This is a genomic window from Peribacillus sp. NPDC096379 (assembly GCF_044762875.1).
GTDB lineage: Bacteria > Bacillota > Bacilli > Bacillales > DSM-1321 > Peribacillus.
On sequence record NZ_JBIWFD010000001.1, the window covers coordinates 827818 to 846275 of the forward strand.

The 18458-nt window shown below is 36.9% G+C and carries 16 protein-coding genes, 3 pseudogenes and 2 riboswitches; all 19 genes and pseudogenes read left to right on the plus strand.

Annotated elements, in window-relative coordinates; translation table 11 throughout:
• Window positions 1–356: 356 nt before the first annotated feature.
• Entirely contained in the window at window positions 357–1301 is a 945-nt protein-coding gene (locus ACIQZI_RS03925; RefSeq protein ID WP_403069626.1) for an aldolase, read from the plus strand.
• On the plus strand, window positions 1288–1581 hold the full coding sequence (locus ACIQZI_RS03930; RefSeq protein ID WP_403069629.1) for a lasso peptide biosynthesis PqqD family chaperone: 294 nt from the start codon (window positions 1288–1290) through the stop codon (window positions 1579–1581). Before ACIQZI_RS03925 ends, ACIQZI_RS03930 begins: the two co-directional genes overlap by 14 nt.
• A gap of 44 nt (window positions 1582–1625) precedes the next feature.
• The gene (locus ACIQZI_RS03935) at window positions 1626–2093 is read left to right on the plus strand and encodes a lasso peptide biosynthesis B2 protein (protein WP_403069632.1); all 468 of its coding nucleotides are present in this window, start codon (window positions 1626–1628) and stop codon (window positions 2091–2093) included.
• A gap of 97 nt (window positions 2094–2190) precedes the next feature.
• The gene (locus ACIQZI_RS03940) at window positions 2191–3990 is read left to right on the plus strand and encodes an ABC transporter ATP-binding protein (protein WP_403069635.1); all 1800 of its coding nucleotides are present in this window, start codon (window positions 2191–2193) and stop codon (window positions 3988–3990) included.
• Between the two features lie 345 nt (window positions 3991–4335).
• Window positions 4336–4417, plus strand: a riboswitch (cyclic di-GMP riboswitch).
• A 14-nt stretch (window positions 4418–4431) separates the two neighbouring features.
• Window positions 4432–4539, plus strand: coding sequence for an anti-repressor SinI family protein (locus tag ACIQZI_RS24280; RefSeq protein ID WP_483878413.1), 108 nt, complete (start codon window positions 4432–4434; stop codon window positions 4537–4539).
• 1195 nt (window positions 4540–5734) lie between these two features.
• Complete coding sequence (locus ACIQZI_RS03945) at window positions 5735–5863, plus strand: hypothetical protein (protein WP_403069638.1); 129 nt, start codon at window positions 5735–5737, stop codon at window positions 5861–5863.
• A 378-nt stretch (window positions 5864–6241) separates the two neighbouring features.
• Window positions 6242–6571, plus strand: a pseudogene (locus ACIQZI_RS03950) (DUF1259 domain-containing protein); the annotation flags it as partial.
• A gap of 21 nt (window positions 6572–6592) precedes the next feature.
• Entirely contained in the window at window positions 6593–6811 is a 219-nt protein-coding gene (locus ACIQZI_RS03955; protein WP_403069641.1) for a hypothetical protein, read from the plus strand.
• A complete protein-coding gene (locus ACIQZI_RS03960) occupies window positions 6808–7389 on the plus strand; it encodes an SGNH/GDSL hydrolase family protein (RefSeq protein WP_403069646.1) in 582 nt (193 codons plus the stop codon). Before ACIQZI_RS03955 ends, ACIQZI_RS03960 begins: the two co-directional genes overlap by 4 nt.
• A 40-nt stretch (window positions 7390–7429) precedes the next feature.
• Complete coding sequence (locus tag ACIQZI_RS03965) at window positions 7430–7900, plus strand: hypothetical protein (RefSeq protein ID WP_403069649.1); 471 nt, start codon at window positions 7430–7432, stop codon at window positions 7898–7900.
• A 226-nt stretch (window positions 7901–8126) separates the two neighbouring features.
• Window positions 8127–9392, plus strand: coding sequence for a glycosyl hydrolase family 28-related protein (locus tag ACIQZI_RS03970; protein ID WP_403069652.1), 1266 nt, complete (start codon window positions 8127–8129; stop codon window positions 9390–9392).
• Between the two features lie 458 nt (window positions 9393–9850).
• Window positions 9851–10783: pseudogene (locus tag ACIQZI_RS03975) on the plus strand (ABC transporter ATP-binding protein); the annotation flags it as partial.
• Window positions 10784–11228: 445 nt separating this feature from the next.
• Window positions 11229–11310, plus strand: a riboswitch (cyclic di-GMP riboswitch).
• A gap of 14 nt (window positions 11311–11324) precedes the next feature.
• A complete protein-coding gene (locus tag ACIQZI_RS03980) occupies window positions 11325–11447 on the plus strand; it encodes an anti-repressor SinI family protein (protein ID WP_403069655.1) in 123 nt (40 codons plus the stop codon).
• Window positions 11448–11927: 480 nt separating this feature from the next.
• Window positions 11928–12198, plus strand: a pseudogene (locus tag ACIQZI_RS03985) (excalibur calcium-binding domain-containing protein).
• 8 nt (window positions 12199–12206) lie between these two features.
• Window positions 12207–12488 (plus strand): substrate-binding domain-containing protein, encoded by a 282-nt coding sequence (locus tag ACIQZI_RS03990; protein WP_403069658.1) that lies wholly within the window; start codon window positions 12207–12209, stop codon window positions 12486–12488.
• A 37-nt stretch (window positions 12489–12525) separates the two neighbouring features.
• Window positions 12526–13593: an NAD(P)-dependent alcohol dehydrogenase gene (locus tag ACIQZI_RS03995; RefSeq protein ID WP_403072022.1), complete on the plus strand. Its 1068-nt coding sequence runs from the start codon at window positions 12526–12528 to the stop codon at window positions 13591–13593.
• Between the two features lie 1151 nt (window positions 13594–14744).
• Window positions 14745–16775, plus strand: coding sequence for a BglG family transcription antiterminator (locus ACIQZI_RS04000; RefSeq protein WP_403069661.1), 2031 nt, complete (start codon window positions 14745–14747; stop codon window positions 16773–16775).
• Window positions 16772–17053, plus strand: coding sequence for a PTS sugar transporter subunit IIB (locus ACIQZI_RS04005; protein WP_062177486.1), 282 nt, complete (start codon window positions 16772–16774; stop codon window positions 17051–17053). Before ACIQZI_RS04000 ends, ACIQZI_RS04005 begins: the two co-directional genes overlap by 4 nt.
• A gap of 22 nt (window positions 17054–17075) precedes the next feature.
• Window positions 17076–18458 carry a PTS ascorbate transporter subunit IIC gene (locus tag ACIQZI_RS04010; RefSeq protein WP_403069664.1) on the plus strand — a complete coding sequence of 461 codons (1383 nt, stop codon included), beginning with the start codon at window positions 17076–17078 and terminating at the stop codon, window positions 18456–18458.

The following is an 18458-nucleotide window of genomic DNA, read 5'->3' on the forward strand; positions in this document are numbered from 1 at the left end:
GATTAGTACCTTTTTAATGTTTACATGTTAAAAAGCTCCTATACAAGAAAAAAACGTATAGGGCTTTTTAACATTAATAAAATTTGTATGGTTTCGAAAATCCTAAGTTTTCCTTTATTGACACCTAACGCATTAGGAGGTATATATTAAAAGGTTGTTTGTTATTGAGAATCATTAACAAGATTACATAGATTGATTTTAGATAATTAGTGTTCGTTCGTATATTTGTTCACTATAGTGAATGATGAGGTTTATATACATTCCTGCAGATATCTGTTTATTAAATTCGAAACTTTTTATTTTCAGTGCTAATAAAGTTCTGTAAATTGAAGGTTTGATACATGGAGGAACAACAGTTGATAGAAACTACTGAAAAAAATATTTATAAAGCATTTGGTTTAACTATTTCTAGTACAATCCATCTACCAGAATTAACTCAAATCAATAATAAGGATAGGTTAACTGATATCGTTATTAAAAAGGAGGATCTCACCGTCACATGGGCTAAACAATTCGTTACAAATGAGCATTATGTCATTAATGAAAATTCAGTTATTTTTCAAGTTCCTCATGTTGCCACCTATTTAATAAGAAATGGAAATGAAATATTATTTTCACCTTTGGAGGGCTCTCAGGAAAATGAAATCAGAATATACATCCTTGGTACTTGTATGGGGGCTGTATTGTTGCAAAGAAAAATACTTCCGCTTCATGGGAGTGCCGTAGCTATAGATGGGAAGGCATATGCAATTGTAGGGGATTCAGGAGTTGGAAAGTCTACGCTTGCTTCAGCTTTTTTAAACAATGGCTACAGACTTCTAAGCGATGACGTAATACCAGTGTCTCTTAATAAAGAAAATATTCCAGTTGTGGCACCTGCATATCCGCAGCAAAAATTATGGCTGGAAAGCTTAAATCAGTTTGGGATGGTATCGAGCAATTATCAACCACTTGTAGATAGAGATACAAAATTCGCGATTCCGGTCCATTCGCAGTTTGCGAACGAATCATTGCCTCTTGCTGGTGTAATTGAATTAGTTAAAACAGAGGCTGATGAAGTGGAAATGTACCCCATTCAAAAAATGGAACGCTTCCTTGTATTATTCAATCACACCTATCGTAATCTATTTATTGAACCCTCAGAATTAATAGACTGGCACTTTAACACTTCGGCAAAGATGGTCAAACATATTGACCTTTATCGATTACATCGACCAGTATCCTATTTTACGGCACATGAATTAACAGACATTATTATAAATACGTTAAAAAAGAAGGAGAATGTTTATGTTAAAAACTAAAGAATTAGCCCATAACCATCTAATTAGTCAATTGGAAGGAAATATCGTAAGTGATATGGATGGCGAAACAGTGATGTTAAGTGTTCACAATGGGAAGTATTATAATTTAGGTGCAATAGGTGGAGTAATATGGGAGTTAATTAAGGACTCGATTTCTATAGAGGAGTTGATTACAACATTACAGTCTCAATATGATGTCGAACAAACAGAGTGTGAGGAACAAGTCCACTCCTTTTTGGACCAGTTGCTTGAAGAAGGTTTAATTAAGATAGAAGCATAATCACATTCCTAGTATTCATGATTTTCAAACTCTAGGAGGACAGGATGAACACTTTGAAGAAAGCGCGATCATTTGTGAGGCTAGATAAGAAAACGAAGCTGTTGTTGATTGAAGCCTATCTTTATTTAGCTTGGGCTCGCTATTTGAAAAGCATCCCTTTTTCAAAAGTGGTTCCTTCTTTAGGAAAGCAAATGCAAGAGACATCTAGTACAGCTGATCTATCAAATAAAAAAGTGATAACTAGTGTTTCACATGCTATTCATTTGATGAGTCGCTATACGTTTTGGGAAAGTGAATGTCTTGTAAAGGCCTTTGCTGGAATGAAGATGCTAGAGAAAAGAAATATTGAAAGCACACTCTATTTAGGCACAGCTAAAGATGAAAAAGGGGAACTTATTGCCCATGCCTGGTTACGTAGTGGTCCCTTTTATATATCAGGTTCCGAAGTGATGGATAGGTTTACAGTTGTTGCTAAATTTGCTAAAGAAATCAGCGCTAATAAGGCTAGTTAACTAGATTAATAGTTTACTTTTTTATAAGAAACCTGATTTAACTATGTATGTGGATCATGATAATAACGAACAGGTCATGCAAAAGGAGGATATGGATTTGAAGCATCTTTTGTACTTTACAAAGCGAATTCATCATTATTCAGGAAAAATACTATATATCAATCTGATTTGCATGATTTTCATTAGTTTACTAGAAAGTGTCGGAATTTTCTTATTAATCCCTCTGGTTGGGTTAACTGGACTCTTGGATGTTACAACAAAGGAAATTCCATTTTTAAGCTGGATAAACGAATTATTTCAAGGTATTCCTGAAACACTCAGTCTCATCATCATATTAGGAATTTATGTCATTCTAATGATGGGACAAAGTATTTTTAAGAGAAATCAATCGGTCTTAGGAGCAAAGATTCAACAAGGTTTTATTAGGCATTTAAGAGAAGAGACCTATAGAGGGTTACTTCAAGCAAACTGGGGATTTTATTTAAAAAAGAGAAAATCGGATATCGTCAATCTAATGACAAACGAGATTTTTAATGTAAGTGCTGGTGTTCAATTGTTTTTACAATTTTTATCTTCCTTTATTTTTATTTCGATACAGATTGGTATGGCCTTTTATTTATCGGTAAGTATGACTAGTTTAATCTTATTTTTTGGCATGTTTCTTCTTCTTTTTTCTAGAAAGTTCGTCAAAAGGTCTAAGACATTAGGGAAGGAATCCTTTTTATTAAATCAGAAGTATCTTGGCGGAATTACCGATCATTTTAACGGGATCAAAGATATTAAAAGTAATTCTCTAGAGGAATCTCACTTAAATTCGTTCCTTCCTTTAATTAAAGAAATGGAACATAATAGTGTTAAATTAACTACATTAAATTCAACCTCACAAATGGTCTTTAAAGTAGCCTCTTCCTTTTTAATTGCATTTTTTGTGTTTCTTTCCATTCAAATGTTTAAGGCTGAGGGAGCCCAATTGATGCTAATTATGGTTATCTTTTCAAGACTATGGCCCATGATTACGGGTATTCAGACTTATTTGGAGCAACTAGGAGCTATTGTTCCATCTCTTAAAGCGTTATTGGATTTACAAAATGAAAGTTTAGAAGCAAGAGAGTTATTTAATCGTGATTATGAAGATGTAAAACCAATCGAGATTAAACATGGATTATATTGTAGAAATGTCTCTTTTAGGTATCATTCAAATGAAAATACATATGCGCTACAAAATATTAATATAGACATCCCATCTAATAAAATGACAGCAATCGTAGGGAGGTCAGGTGCTGGGAAAAGTACGTTAATTGATCTTCTGATGGGCCTAAATCAGCCAGAACAGGGAGAAGTGGCTATCGATGATGTCCCTCTTACTAAGGATCATTTATTATCCTTAAGGAGATCGATTAGTTATATTCCTCAGGATCCATTTCTTTTTAATGCAACGATTCGAGACAATTTAATGATCATTGAACCGAATGCCAGCGAAGAGTATCTTTGGGAGGCACTGGAATTCGCAGCAGCAGCTGATTTTGTAAAGAAGCTGCCTCAAGGCTTGAATACGCTCATTGGCGATCGCGGAATTAGGTTATCTGGGGGTGAAAGGCAGCGATTAGTGCTAGCTCGAGCTATTTTACGTAAACCTTCGATCCTTGTTCTCGATGAAGCAACAAGTGCATTAGACACAGAAAATGAAGCGAAGATTCAAGCTGCAATAGAAAGACTAAAAGGAACGATGACCATCATCGTCATTGCTCATCGCTTATCTACCATTCGTAATGCGGATCAAGTGGTAGTTATGGATCAAGGAGAAATAATCCAAGTAGGGGCATATAACCAATTAGCGAAAGAAAAAAGAGGGATGTTTAGCCATCTATTAGGTAACCAAATGGAAGTAAGTGGGTAGTTTAATTCAGGGGCTTACATTGAAGTAATTGATATATTCCATAAAAGACAAAAAGAAGTATTGTAGCCAATAGAGATTCTATTACCTGGCCCATGGCGTTTAATGAAGTAATGTCGAAAATTGTTGAAATTTTTAAAAAAACAATGATTACAAATAATAGAATATATTGGTATATTTATTGGTATATAGTTAATGTTATGTAAAGATATTGTTAAGATTACTGGGAAGGAAATAGGCTCATTCTTACAAAAAATTAGGATTAAAGTATTCAAACTACATATTGGTAATGACTTTATTAGAGTTTTTAACTAGATATTGTAAGGGACTAATAGAGTGTTTCATTACTTTTGAGAAACGCAAACCTATTGAAAAATAGGGACGCAAAATTACAGGTCTAAGGCTATGCTATGACGGCTGTGTTGCCACAAATCGGGTGAATATATGAGCAAGCAAGTAGTAATCGAAGCTGAATGGATGGAGTTAATTTTAGAAGCGAAAAATTTAGGCTTGTTTATTGATGAGGTTTGGGATTTTATCCAACAAGACTAAAACTAGAATAACTAGCTGAAAACAATGATTTATTTGGGGAAATATAGGTTGTGATTACTTTGGAGGGCTGATATTCAGTCTTCTTTTTTTGGATAGTCATTTTTGTATAAGGATAATCAGCTCCTATTGTCCACCACATATATTATTGCAAAATTAATCGAGACTTCGTATAGGTGAAAAAGTCCTTTATAAGGAAAGTATTTAAAGTAGGTTCATTTCATTCCGATATTGAAGAAATACTCGATCAAAAAGTTACCCAGCGTTGGCAGGTGAAACAAATCAGAACCTCGTTGCAATTGAATATTCGCTCAAAGGCTCAGGTAGGAATACCATTCGTAGAATTTGCTTGAAGAGTTGCTTGGATAACGAGGGTACGAATAGTAGATTAAGGAACATAGACAATCTTATGATTCTTCATTGTTTTGTTGCAAAATAAAATTAGAATAGGGATTCGACGTACCGACTGCAATTCTTGAAAATGAAGATTGTGATTTCGAATATAAAGCCTTCCAATCTTGTAATCGAGAAGTTGAAACTTCCTCTGGGTTTTCTAACAGATGATATCTATCTGTAGAATAAAACATTCGTAATCCTGTTCCTACATTAAAATAAAATTATGAATGTAGAGTTTAAGACATAGAATATATCATTTAACCTTGAATTAACAAAAATACAAATTCCAAAAAGTAATCTGAATAAATGTTTCACAGAGAGTTTTCTGTGTTTGCCAACGAGTTATGTTGATAATCTTTGAAGTTAGAATTTTGCAGAAATTTTATCTTATGAACAATGGGGGGGATTAGGTAAGCATTAGTGCATTATAGATGGGAACTGTTGACATACATAAACACCTAGAGAACTTTCTAAGTTTTGATTCCTAGTTATGGATAGCTGTTTCATCACTCGGAATTTTTCGGAAAATTAATAGAGACAGAGAGTCAGTGATTTGGCTCCCTGTCTTTTTACGTAGCTACAATGTTGTCATCTAGTTACATACTTTTTAGCAGAAACAAAAAGGTTTAATATCGGTGCCTGGCACAACCCGAATAAAGATAAATTTACAGTTAATCCTGTTTCCGTTCCTGTGAATTGTGCTGGTAGTTTTAAAGGAGAGTGATATGGCGACTACTGTAAACATTGTAGTCAAATCTATCGCCGAACTATATAAGCGAAATAATGCTTTAGAAGGTTAATTATGGATTTAACAATTATACGTGAATGGCTTATACAAAATGGAATCCCTGCTGAAGCATTAGATCAAACGGTTGAACCGGAAGCATTTAAGGGATTTAGGAGAAACATTAAAAACAACTCTGTAAAATGATAATCATGTAGGTCTTTTGGTCACAGTATTCTTTGTACATTTCGGTGACATGGCCACTATAGTTTAGAGCAACAGATAAAGATATTAGCGATGGAAAATGGAATTAATACACTCAAGGGATGACAATAACTATGCTTACACTTTACAAATATATGGTTGATTGATCATGGAATGAAACACTTAAATGAGGTACCTGAACCGAATCAGACAATGATAATTAAAGATGGGTATCAACTTGAAGCACCTGTTTAGTAAGGTGAATTTTTTATGCACCAATTGTTATAAGAATACGTTCGTTAGTTTACCAACATCATTTTTGCTACCAAATAGATTCTTGTCCATTTCGGAACTATCCATAAATTCATAACCTAATAGTGGCAAGAGGGATTTGCAGGTGAAAAATACGTGGAAACAATAAATCTAGATGACATTGATGTAACTATATTGAAAAAACGTTTTAGAGTAACAAGTTCTTTCTCATTCGAATCAAGAGATAAATCAGGAAGAGCCTTGTGTCTAAGCAGGATAGCACTCTTGCAAAAAGAAGTAGGTGGATTTGTTGCTGCAATTTTTAATAAAGGTATAAAAGTTTCGTCAATACACAACGAGTGGTTGTTTGATAATCCGAATTTGATTTACGTGAATATTGAAGACAGTGATGATCCACTAGTTTTTGCAAGAAAAGTCAGAAGAGCGTTAAGGAACTAACTGAGGTCTTTAGTTGTATAGTTGGCAGAAACAGAGACTCAACTCAATTTAAGCCCGCCTTATTTAACTAACTTTTTTAAAGCTCTAGAAAAAGGCAATGCAACAGTTGTTTTCTTGGGAGATAGTTTAACTGCCCCAAATGAACCGAACAACTTCAAAGCACACCTTGTATACCTACAAGAGTGGTTTAATACTAAGTATGGAGCGGATAAAGTAACGGCGGGCAAGATGCCAGAATGATGTGTTCTAGGCTTGCAAGAGATGTAATAAATAAGGCACCAGATGCAGTCATCATAAGTTCTGCTTGGAATGACATTGGTAACAATCATATTGACACATATGCATCATACATGAATCGCATGGTCGATTTAATTAAGAAAACAACAAAAAAACCAGTTGATATTGTATTACGAACAACAAACGTAGGCACAAGCTCAAACATGCCAATATTGAGGAACACAACCACTCCTGCTATTTATCGTGTCGCTATGCGAAATAATGTACAAATATTTGATTTGTTAGGAATTATGGACAAGGATATCAAATGCGGAACTATTGTAGTAAGTGAACTACTAGCGGTTGGCGATGATAAGCACTACACTACACAAGGTCAAGAGTATATCGCAAATCAATTTAAACCATTATTTGATACAGCTGTTCAATTGACTAAGAAAAGTGAATATCCGAAATTTGCAACTGATTTCGATTATATCCCAGTAGTTGATAGCAGGGTAACGATAGCTGGTTTTGCAACTGGAACAACATTCGAATCTAACTCATATAATATATATTGTATAAACGTTAAAATTCTATGGTAAAACAATCGGCGTAGCTTTATCTGTAGGGGAAGCATATGGCATGTTCGATTTAACCATTGATGGCAATCCATATACAATTGACTGTTATGAGGAACAAGACAACGTAACATACGAACATCATTTAAAAATCTTTTATTTTGATGCACTAACGGATGGTGAACACACCATTGTATTAACTCACTCTTCTGCAAGTAATCCTTTAAGTTCAGGTACGACAGTTCTAATCATGGGCTTTATCGTTGAAAAAAAGATGTCAGGTTATTATAAATTTGCTCCTAAATTAACTGGAACCAAACTTTACTATAACGCTACTGACAAATCTACAAGGGTCGATGTCATAAGCAATACTACCCCGTTCACGCTACCTTTTGACCGAATACAGAAAAACAATGTCGGTACTAGTGCGGTTGCAGACAATGCTGTAACGATTACAGAAGCAGGCTTTTATCATGCATTAGGATCTGTTAAAACATTAGCAGCAATATTGATGGTAAATTACACAGAAGAGTAAACGGTGGTAACAGATGTGCAAAAAGTGTTGAACATTCAGCAACTTATACAAGTGATCGGATTGACCAAATTAATGCTCATCTATGGCTTAATGTAAATGATAAAGTAACACTTGTTTATCAACGTATGAGTTCAGATAATGTGAGCATTAAATATGATGATTCAGATGCAACATAATTAAAAGTAGTTAAAACACTTTAAGTCTATAAACAGCGAAAGGTGATAAAGTGAATATTGATGTTACAGACTTTGGCGCAGTTGGTAACGGGTATATAGATGATACGCAAAACATTTTAAATGCTTATAAAAAATTAGTTTCTTCTGGTGGTGGAACTCTCTTTTTTCCACCAGGAGGATATAAATTCAATTTACTAATTGATAATCCAAATATAATGATTAGAGGATCTGGAAGGTCAGCTCCTACATCGCAAGGCGGAAGAGGCGGAACATATTTTATTCCTGCTGATTTTACTAAACCTTGCATACAAATTGGTGATGGTATTAAACCAATTAATACGATTACATTGAAAAGTTTCAATATGTTCGGTGATAAAAACGCAGAAACTAGTGATGGACTAGTCATTAATGGAGCTTATTATATAAACGTAGATGATTTTGGGGTTTATGACTTTGGCAGAGACAACATAAGAATTGATGGGGATAAACGACCTAGCTTTAATATTTATTTCAATCAGTTTTTATCCAAATGGGCAAAAGGTTCAGCGTTTAAAATAGTTGAAGCAGGTTCTATTTACATCAATAATTTTTTGTTAAGTGGAAGGAATTCTCCTTCTTCATATGCCTTGTATTTAGATAACGGCGTTTTAAGTGCACAAAACGGTTGGATACAAATTTCTTCTAGCTTAGAGGGTCATGTGTATCTAACAGGAGATAGGTCTAAAATAACAGGGTTTAATGTAAATTTAGATTCAAATTCTAGTAACGATAATATTATAGAATTAAACTACCCAAGTGGAGCGATTCACGCTTATCTAATTGGACAAATTATCATAGATGGCAAAATAAAATGGCGAGATGGAACTGTTAATGATGCGTTTCCTAACTATACCTATATGGCAAATTTAAGTTGGTCGCAAGTATCTGATGTATTAACTTTTGGACAATCAAATGCTGCTGGATCAATAAAATATCAACAAAGTAACACAAAGCTATACAGGATTAATGACAACCCACAAGAAACTGTCATGTTAACAGGTGCAGCTTTTCGCCCACATCTCACTTATGAGTATCCTCTACAGGGTATAGACGGTGGTGCAATGTGGAGGAATAAAGAAACTGGGCAAATTCGTTATCGTTATGATTCTCGTTTCCCTGCTTCTGATAATGCAGGCGTTCCATTCAGTACGTTCGTTTCCGTTCCAGCGAGTGCAAACTCAAAAGGTAATCCAGGTGAATGGTCAGCAGACGAAAAATATCTATACGTATGTCATAAAAAAGATACATGGAAACGTACTAAAATAGAATCGTGGTAATGCACAGTCGTGGAAACTTCGACATAAGCACTCATTAATTTGAGTGCTATTATTATGCAAAATTTTATTATTAGGAGCTAATCAAATGTCATTTTTAGAACTACTACCCGAGTGGAGTTCGCTGGGTATAAGGACCCCCACAACAGTTAAAAGACGAAAGCTGGAGGTATAAACACGCCTGCGTCTTGTTAAGTGGCTTCACTTCACCACTTAATTTGCATTAAAAGAGCTTCAAGAGAATACTATCCATACCGACAATTTATATAGTGAAGTTGATGATGTATTGTTTGTTGCTACTGCTATGGCTGTAAAAAAGCCTACGAAAAGGCCGTCACAGTTGTTACAAGGGGTACTAGTGTTATAGATTCAGCCCCTATTACCTTAAACACAATAAATAAGTTAGTTAAGGTGATTGAAAGTGATCCTAATTTTTCAGCCACTATCATGAATTTAATAGAGCTCAATTAATGATAATTCTCGTTATCTTTTCAAGACTATGGCCCATGATTTCGGGGATCCAGACTAATTTGGAGCAACTAGGAGCCATCGTTCCATCCTTTAAAGCGTTATTGGATTTACAAAATGAAAGTTTAGAAGCAAGAGAGTTATTTAACCGTGATTATCAAGATATAAAGCCAATCGAGATTAAACATGGGTTATCTTGTCGAAATGTCTCTTTTAGGTATCATTCAAATGAAAATACATATGCGCTACAAAATATTAATATAGACATCCCATCTAATAAGATGACAGCAATCGTAGGGCGGTCCGGTGCTGGGAAAAGTACGTTAATTGATCTTTTGATGGGCTTAAATCAACCGGAACAGGGAGAAGTGACCATCGATAATGTCCCTCTTACTAAGGATCATTTACTGTCCTTGAGGAAATCGATTAGTTATATTCCTCAGGATCCATTTCTTTTTAATGCAACGATTCGAGACAATTTAATGATCATTGAACCGAATGCGAGCGAAGAGTATCTTTGGGAGGCACTGGAATTTGCAGCGGCTGCTGATTTTGTAAAGAAGCTGCCTCAAGGTTTGGATACGCTTATTGGCGATCGCGGAATTAGGTTATCAGGGGGAGAAAGGCAGCGACTTGTGCTAGCTCGAGCTATTTTACGTAAACCTTCGATCCTTGTTCTCGATGAAGCAACAAGTGCATTAGACACAGAAAATGAAGCCAAGATTCAAGCTGCAATAGAAAGACTAAAAGGAACGATGACCATCATCGTTATTGCTCATCGCTTATCTACCATTCGTAATGCGGATCAAGTGGTAGTTATGGATCAAGGAGAAATAATCCAAGTAGGGGCATATAACCAATTAGCGAAAGAAAAAAGAGGGATGTTTAGCCATCTATTAGGTAACCAAATGGAAGTAAGTGGGTAGGTAATTGGATACAGGGGTTCATGTTTTGGTGATAAATCTATGTATCGTAAAAAAGAATAGGTTTATGGCTTCTTGATGAATAAAAAGAAGTATTACAGCCAATAGGGATTCTAGATCCCGGCCCACGGCACTTATTAGATCATTTGTTAATTGAGTCTTCCATATTATTATTGGCCAGCACCAAGTGATATTTAAATAGATATACATGAAGTAATGTCGAATGATGTCGGAATTTTCGAAAAAATAATGATTACAAAATTAGGATATATTGGTATATTATTAATATATAGTTAATATTAATTAAAGTTATTGTTAAGATTACTAGGAAGGAAGTAGGATCACCCTTACAAAAAATTGGGTTTAAATTTTTCAAACTACATATTGGGAATGATTTATTAAAGTATTTAACTAAATATTGTAAGCGACTAATAGAGTGCCACACTACTTTTGAGAAACGCAAACCTATTGAAAAATAGGGACGCAAAATTACAGGTCTAAGGCTATGCTAAGACGGCTGTGTTACCACAAATCGGGTGAATATATGAGTAAACAAGTAGTATACGAAGCAGAATGGTTGGAGTTAATTTTAGAAGCGAAAAATTTAGGCTTGTCTATTGGAGAGGTTCGAGATTTTATTCAACAAAACCAAAATCAGAATGACTAGCTGAAAACAATAATTTATTTAGAAAAATATAGGCTGTAATTACTTTGAAGGACTGACATTCAGTCTTCTTTTTTGTTGGTAGTTATATAGGGTCGTTGTTTGTAACGAGCTTCGACCCATTCATTATGAGCGTATTAGGGAAATCTGTGGATTCTTAATAACTTTTTAAGAATCTATGCTTTTGGATTGAAAATATAGCGATTTTTAAGAGATTCCTATTCCAAATCCGTATTTTCTATGGAGCCAATTAAGAAATTGCCTCTATTTGCTGCCTAGCATATCGTTTTTGTATGAAGGACATGGGGACGGGGCTTCGCGACTTACTCCCATAGTCAATCTACTTAGCAAGTCTATTTTTATGATCGAGAAAGCATCAAAAGTTCGGCTCTGCACCGCCGTCATTGTGAGGAGGAGAGTGTGCGTGCTTGATGATCGATCTTCCTAATAACTGGTGGCGTTTTAACGCTATTCGGGCTTTGTATGATAATGAATGTTTTGCTATCATTAGGTCTTATTTTAGGTATTTCTATTCGTTCAATCACGGTTGAAGCAGCAACTAAAGCAAAAACGTACAAAAACTGCACTGAACTGAACTGAACTGAACAAGGACTACCAAGGCGGGGTTGCTAAATCTTCCACTGTAAAAAACAAAGGCGGAAAAACAAAATACAAACCTTTTGTATCAAAAGCACTATATGATGCGAATAGTAGCAAAGATCGTGATCATGATGGCATCACTTGTGAGCGTTAATTCTTGGTGTGAAAGTATTTAATAATGAAATGGCAATTGGAGCAATCAATGCGCTACGTGCCAAAGGCATGACGGATGTACCTGTTGTAGGTGTTGATGGGGTCCATGATGCCCTTCAAGCAGTCAAAAAAGGGGAAATGATTGCAACAGTATACCAAAATGCACTAGAACAAGGAAAGACTGTTGTTGATATGGCAGTGAAAGCAGCCAAAGGGGAAACAATTGAGAAACGATATGAAATTCCTTTTGAGCTAGTAACAGATGAAAATGTTGATGAATATCTAAAATAATTTTGATAGAGGAGTGGTCTACGTGATAATTGAAAAGATGGAACTAGAAGAATCTAAACATATAAAAAGTACAATGGATGCGGCAGTACTAACCGAAGTAAAAAATATTGAAATACAGAAAAGGGAAATTCCAACACCAGAAGCTGACGAGGTTTTAATTCGAATCAAAACGGTAGGGTTATGTGGATCAGATGTTCATTATTATGAGCATGGGAAAATTGGTGATTATATTGTAGAAAATCCCATTATTCTAGGACATGAGGCATCAGGAGAGATTGTCAAAGTGGGTGAAAAGGTTACGGAACTTAAGGTGGGGCAGCGTGTATCCATTGAACCTGGAGCGACTTGTGGAAAATGTGATCATTGTGAAGAGGGACGCTATAATCTGTGCCCACATGTAGAGTTTCTTGCTACACCACCCTATGATGGAGCTTTCTGTGAATACATTGCCATGAGAGCTGATCTAGTTTTCCCTATTCCAGACAGCATGAGCTATGAAACGGCAGCACTAATTGAACCATTTTCAGTAGGGATCCATGCCATTAGCCGAGGAAAACTTCAATCAGGAGAAACGGTTGTGATTATGGGCATGGGACCCATTGGCCTAGTAACTGCAGCAGCGGCAAAAATGGCTGGGGCAAAAACGATCATCGGGGTCGATTTAGAGCAAAGTCGTTTGGATGTAGCGAAAGAAATGGGAGCAACTCATACAATCAATTTACGTGAAGACAATCTTGATGACAAAGTCATGGAATATACGAATGGTGTTGGAGTCGACCTTGCCATTGAAACAGCCGGTAATCCGAAAGCTGTACAAGGAACGATTACATCGGTTCGAAGAGGCGGAAGAGTCGTCATAGTTGGAATGTCCCCACAAGATGAAGTACCTGTCAGCATTAGCAAGATTGTTGATAAAGAAATTGATCTAATGGGGGTCTTCCGTTACCATCATACCTACCCGAAAGCCATTGAAATGCTCACTAGTAAAGAAATTGATATCGAGAAAATGATTACAAATCAATATCAACTCTCTGACGCGAAAGAAGCGTTTGAAAAGGCTATCCATGATAAAACGAATACATTGAAAATGATGATTTATCCTTAATCTCGGTGTCTGTTTGTTGTACCTATCACTCCCCGAATCATCTTGTTCAATAGGAAAATAGAAAAGGAGAGCAATTACCATTGGTAATCGGCTCTCCTTTTTGCTAGATTATCTTTTGTAAATATCTCCATGAAGTTCGATGTCTATTACAATCATGAGCAACGCCTCACTATATATTTTTCCAAAGCAGATTCTTGGGAGGGAATATCTTATAATACTGAAGATGGATTTCCTTTTTTTATACAATATAAAGTAACGCCCCCCATCCGGCTTGCAAAGGTTGAAAAGTAGGGTTCATGCACGAGTCCAAATGGGCGTAACCGGCAAAAGTCGCTTGTACTGCATCAATGATCGTCGGGGTTTATATAAAAAGCGTAATAAAAGGTTATGTTTTTCCTCGGGTTCCCCATTTAAAGTTGAAAAAAGAGGCTCCGGCGCGCAAATCGGAAATCTCGCTCGAAAAGTGGAGAAATTGGCGCGATTACCTCTCTTTTTGGCGCGAAAAGAGGCAAAACTGGATCGTAAATTTGAAATCTGGCTCATAAAGGTTGAAAAGTAGGATTCGAGTATGGGTCCAAACTAGTGTATCCGGCTAAAGCTGCTTGTGGTGCATCAATCTACTTCGGGGTTTATATAAAAAGCGTAATAAAGAGCCATGTTTTTCCTCTAGTTCCCCATGAAAAGTCGAAAAAAAGAGTTCCCGGCACGTATTATGATGCCTGAACCCAGCCCCTTGTAGCGTAATTCTCTTGGCTAAATAAAAATAAACACATCATCCTTCTTTCGGTATACTAGGTATATTGCTGGCTGTGGTATAGGAAATAAAAGCCTAGTATCTTGCACATTCGTTTGTGCCTGCCAACTTGATTTTTAATCCTGAAAGAATCATATTAGTGGAAAGGTTTGTGAACGATCGAACGGACTTGTTCAGCTTAGGGCAACAGGCAGGAATCTATTGTGTTTTGACCTTTGAAATGAAAGTGAAAGATGCAGAAATATAGTTTTTAGAATTGGAGAGGGAATAATTTTTAGATAATTCGGATATTCAGCCCAATATCATCAGTCCATAACGAACATCAATTGGACTCAACAACGCTTTCATCTGAAATGAAAGCGTTTTATAATAAATGACAAGGAGGAGGCAATCAACCATGTTTGACTATCGATCTACACAGCTTCTTGAGGAGCTCCTCTCTTATCCAGAGAAAAATGTGCCAGAGCTAAGACGTAAACTGCAATTATCAAACAGACAGTTTCATTATGATTTAAAGAAAATGAATGATGGTTTAAGAGAATTAGCGTTGCCTATTATTGAGCTGGATGGAATGAATCTTAACGTACCAGATACATTGCTTAAGGCGATCCCATTCGATGTTATTTCTGATAAGCAGGTTGTTTATTCAGAAGAACAGCGGATGTATCTTATCTATCTTTATACGTTTATTCGGCAAGAGCCTGTGTCCAATTTACATTATCAGCTAGTTCTTAATGTAAGCCGTAATACAGCATTAAATGATATTAAGAAGGTACGTAAGCTTTGTGAAGAGGAAGAAATTGATCTGCTTTACTCGAGAGCAGATGGGTATCATTTATGGGGATTAGAAGAAAACAAGCGAAGACTCGCAGCGATTGCCATTAATCGAATCTTACCCTTTCCTTTTGCTGAGAAAGCCTTACAAAACTTATTTGCTGAATGGAAGGTAAGCTTCAACTATGAAACTATTCGCGAGTTGTTGGAACAAACAGCGGAGGAAAATCAAGTTCATTACGTCACCGATCGGTTAGACGAACTCGCTTATTTTCTAGCTTTTATTCAAGTGAGGCAACGACGGCAAACCATCCTCTATACAGAGGAACAGTCAGCAATCATTGTCGCACATCCATTTTATAGGTTGGGAGAGTCACTAGCAAATGAACTGTTTCATCAGCCGATTCAAGAGGAGGCTACGTTTGTCACGATTCAGCTTCTTGCCGCTTTTCAAGGTTCGATGAAGGGGATGTTTAATCCTTTTCTTGAAAAAATGGCGTTTGAATTAATCGAAAACGTAGAGAGGCAAACCTTTGTTGAAATTCCAAATAAAGTGGAATTACAACGTACGCTCTATCAGCATCTTGTTCCAGCCTACTTCCGGATACAGTTTCGTGTACCGATTTCAAACCCTTTGATTGAGAAAATCCAAGCACAGCATGCTGAGTTATATGCCATTGTAAAAGAAGCTCTACAGCCATTGGCAGCAAGAACCAGACAACCAATTTCTGCGGAAGAGGTCGGCTTTTTCACCCTCCATTTTGGTAGCCAGGTAAAGCTCGCAAAACCAAAAGAATATAAAGCGATTCTTGTGTGCTTGAATGGGGTCAGTTCATCGCTCATGATGCGAACACAGCTGTCTCAGCTTTTTCCGAAATTGAGCTTCACGCAGAACTATTCAATTGATGAATTCATGCGTGTGGATCCGGCAAGCTACGATGTCGTTTTCTCGACGGTTCCGCTTGCTTGTTCAAAGCCTGTACACGTTATTCCACCTTTGCTTACAGCCGTGGAGAAAAATCAACTCATTCAAGCGGTGGGGCGTCACATACCGGATCTTGTTGTATGGAATGTTTCAATGGAAGACATTATGACAACGATCCATCGTTATGCCGATGTAAAAGATGAAAAGGCTCTATACGAAGTACTTTTTTCAAAATTATGGTCCAATACATCATCTGAAAGGAGCTACCAGCCAATGCTCTCGGAATTATTAACAGAAAACATGATGCAATTTACGAATGATTCCCTAAACTGGGAAGAAGCGATTCGGCTCAGCGCAAGCCCACTTGTAAACAAAGGGCACATAGAAGATAGCTATGTAGAAGCGATGGTTCAAAAAGTAAAAGAAAATGGGACATATATTTATATTGGAAAGGGGATTGCGATTCCACATGCTAGACCTGAAGACGGTGTGAATCAAGTAGGCATGTCTCTTTTAAGAGTCAATCATCCAGTCTATTTACTAGATAATGAGAATTACCCTGTGGAACTCTTTATCTGTTTAGCTGCGATTGACAGCCAAACACATTTAAAGGCGCTATCGCAGCTGACGACCTTGCTTTCGAATAATGAAGCGATCGAACAATTAAAAGCGATGCAAAATCCGGAAGAATTATATGCATTTATAAAAAATGAGGAGGTAGCAATATGAAAATTTTAGCGGTTTGTGGATCAGGTTTAGGGACAAGTTTTATGGTGGAAATGAATATTCAGCAAATTCTAGGGGAACTGGGTGTGAAGGATGTTGAAGTGAGTCACTCTGATTTAAGCTCAGCAACACCAGGCGATGCAGACGTGTTTTTCTTGGCTAAAGATATCGCAGAAGGTGGTAGTCACCTTGGGAATGTGATTGTCTTAGAAAGCATTATTGATATGGATGAACTAAGAGAAAAAGTGACAGCTGTCATGAAAGAAAGTCAAAAAATTTAAGTAGATATGAGGAGGAAGTTTCATGAATGGGTTCCTTAACGTAATCGTTGATATTTTAAGTCAGCCGGCTATTTTAGTCGCGCTGATCGCACTTATTGGATTACTCGCACAACGTAAAAACATTCCAGATACATTGAAGGGAACAACGAAAACATTTGTCGGCTTTCTCGTCATTTCCGCCGGAGCAGGGATCTTGTCAGGATCTCTTGCTCCCTTTGGCGAAATGTTTCAACAAGCCTTTCATGTAAGCGGTGTCGTACCGAATAACGAGGCCATTGTTGCGTTAGCACTGAATGAATATGGCTCCAGTACAGCTCTCATCATGTTCTTCGGAATGGTGTTTAATGTGGTAATCGCTCGTATTACGCCTTTTAAATATATCTTTTTAACGGGTCATCATACACTTTATTTTGCTTGTATGCTTGCGGTTATTTTCTCAGTAGCTGGCTTCACCTCATTTGGGCTCATTTTAACTGCTGGTCTCGCTCTTGGCATTATCATGACCCTTTCTCCAGCTATCGTTCAACCGTTTATCCGTAAAGTAACGGGGAATAACAATGTGGCGCTTGGCCATTTCAGTGCGGTTGGCTATGCAGCTAGTGGGATTGTTGGCAAGCTTGTAAAAGGGAAAAACTCTCGTTCTACTGAGAACATTAATTTTCCAAAAGGGCTTGGCTTTCTGCGTGATTCAACAGTAAGTATTGCACTTACCATGACGTTGATTTATTTAATTGTCGCCCTTGTTGCAGGACCTACTTATATCGAAGCAAATTTGAGTAATGGAACGAACTACCTTGTTTTTTCCTTGATTCAAGCTGGTACATTCGCAGCTGGTGTATTCGTCATCTTAGCTGGTGTACGTCTTGTCTTAGCCGAAATTGTCCCTGCATTTAAAGGAATCTCACAGAAACTTGTTCCGAATGCCAAACCAGCCCTTGATGTTCCAATCATTTACACGTATGCACCGAATGCTGTACTGATCGGATTTTTCTCAAGCTTCTTTGGTGGAATTGTTAGTTTGCTCATTATGTCCCTTTCTGGAACCGTTATGATTCTTCCAGGGGTTGTACCACATTTCTTTACGGGGGCAGCGGCAGGCGTTATTGGAAATGCTACTGGAGGCTTGCGTGGATCAATCGTCGGCTCTTTCGTTAATGGACTGATCATCAGTTTCCTGCCACTTTTCCTATTGCCGGTATTAGGGGATCTTGGATTTGCCAACTCAACCTTCTCTGATGCGGATTTCGCAGTCTCAGGAATTTTCTTTGGTACCCTTGCTAATTATGTTGGCAAAACTGGCATTGTTGTCGGTCTACTTGCGATCCTAGCTATTATGTTTGCATTCAACTTTAAACGTACAAAAACAGATGCAGCTAATCAGGAATCTATACAGGAGGCGAAATAA

Coding starts and splice junctions, on each gene's coding strand:
- ACIQZI_RS04005 (WP_062177486.1), top strand. CDS start 16,772: ATGAAAATTTTAGCGGTTTGTGGATCAGGTTTAGGGACAAGTTTTATG.
- ACIQZI_RS24280 (WP_483878413.1), top strand. CDS start 4,432: ATGAGCAAGCAAGTAGTAATCGAAGCTGAATGGATGGAGTTAATTTTA.
- ACIQZI_RS03935 (WP_403069632.1), top strand. CDS start 1,626: ATGAACACTTTGAAGAAAGCGCGATCATTTGTGAGGCTAGATAAGAAA.
- ACIQZI_RS04010 (WP_403069664.1), top strand. CDS start 17,076: ATGAATGGGTTCCTTAACGTAATCGTTGATATTTTAAGTCAGCCGGCT.
- ACIQZI_RS03945 (WP_403069638.1), top strand. CDS start 5,735: ATGGATTTAACAATTATACGTGAATGGCTTATACAAAATGGAATCCCT.
- ACIQZI_RS03930 (WP_403069629.1), top strand. CDS start 1,288: ATGTTAAAAACTAAAGAATTAGCCCATAACCATCTAATTAGTCAATTG.
- ACIQZI_RS03980 (WP_403069655.1), top strand. CDS start 11,325: ATGAGTAAACAAGTAGTATACGAAGCAGAATGGTTGGAGTTAATTTTA.
- ACIQZI_RS03965 (WP_403069649.1), top strand. CDS start 7,430: ATGTTCGATTTAACCATTGATGGCAATCCATATACAATTGACTGTTAT.
- ACIQZI_RS03995 (WP_403072022.1), top strand. CDS start 12,526: ATGGAACTAGAAGAATCTAAACATATAAAAAGTACAATGGATGCGGCA.
- ACIQZI_RS03960 (WP_403069646.1), top strand. CDS start 6,808: ATGATGTGTTCTAGGCTTGCAAGAGATGTAATAAATAAGGCACCAGAT.
- ACIQZI_RS04000 (WP_403069661.1), top strand. CDS start 14,745: ATGTTTGACTATCGATCTACACAGCTTCTTGAGGAGCTCCTCTCTTAT.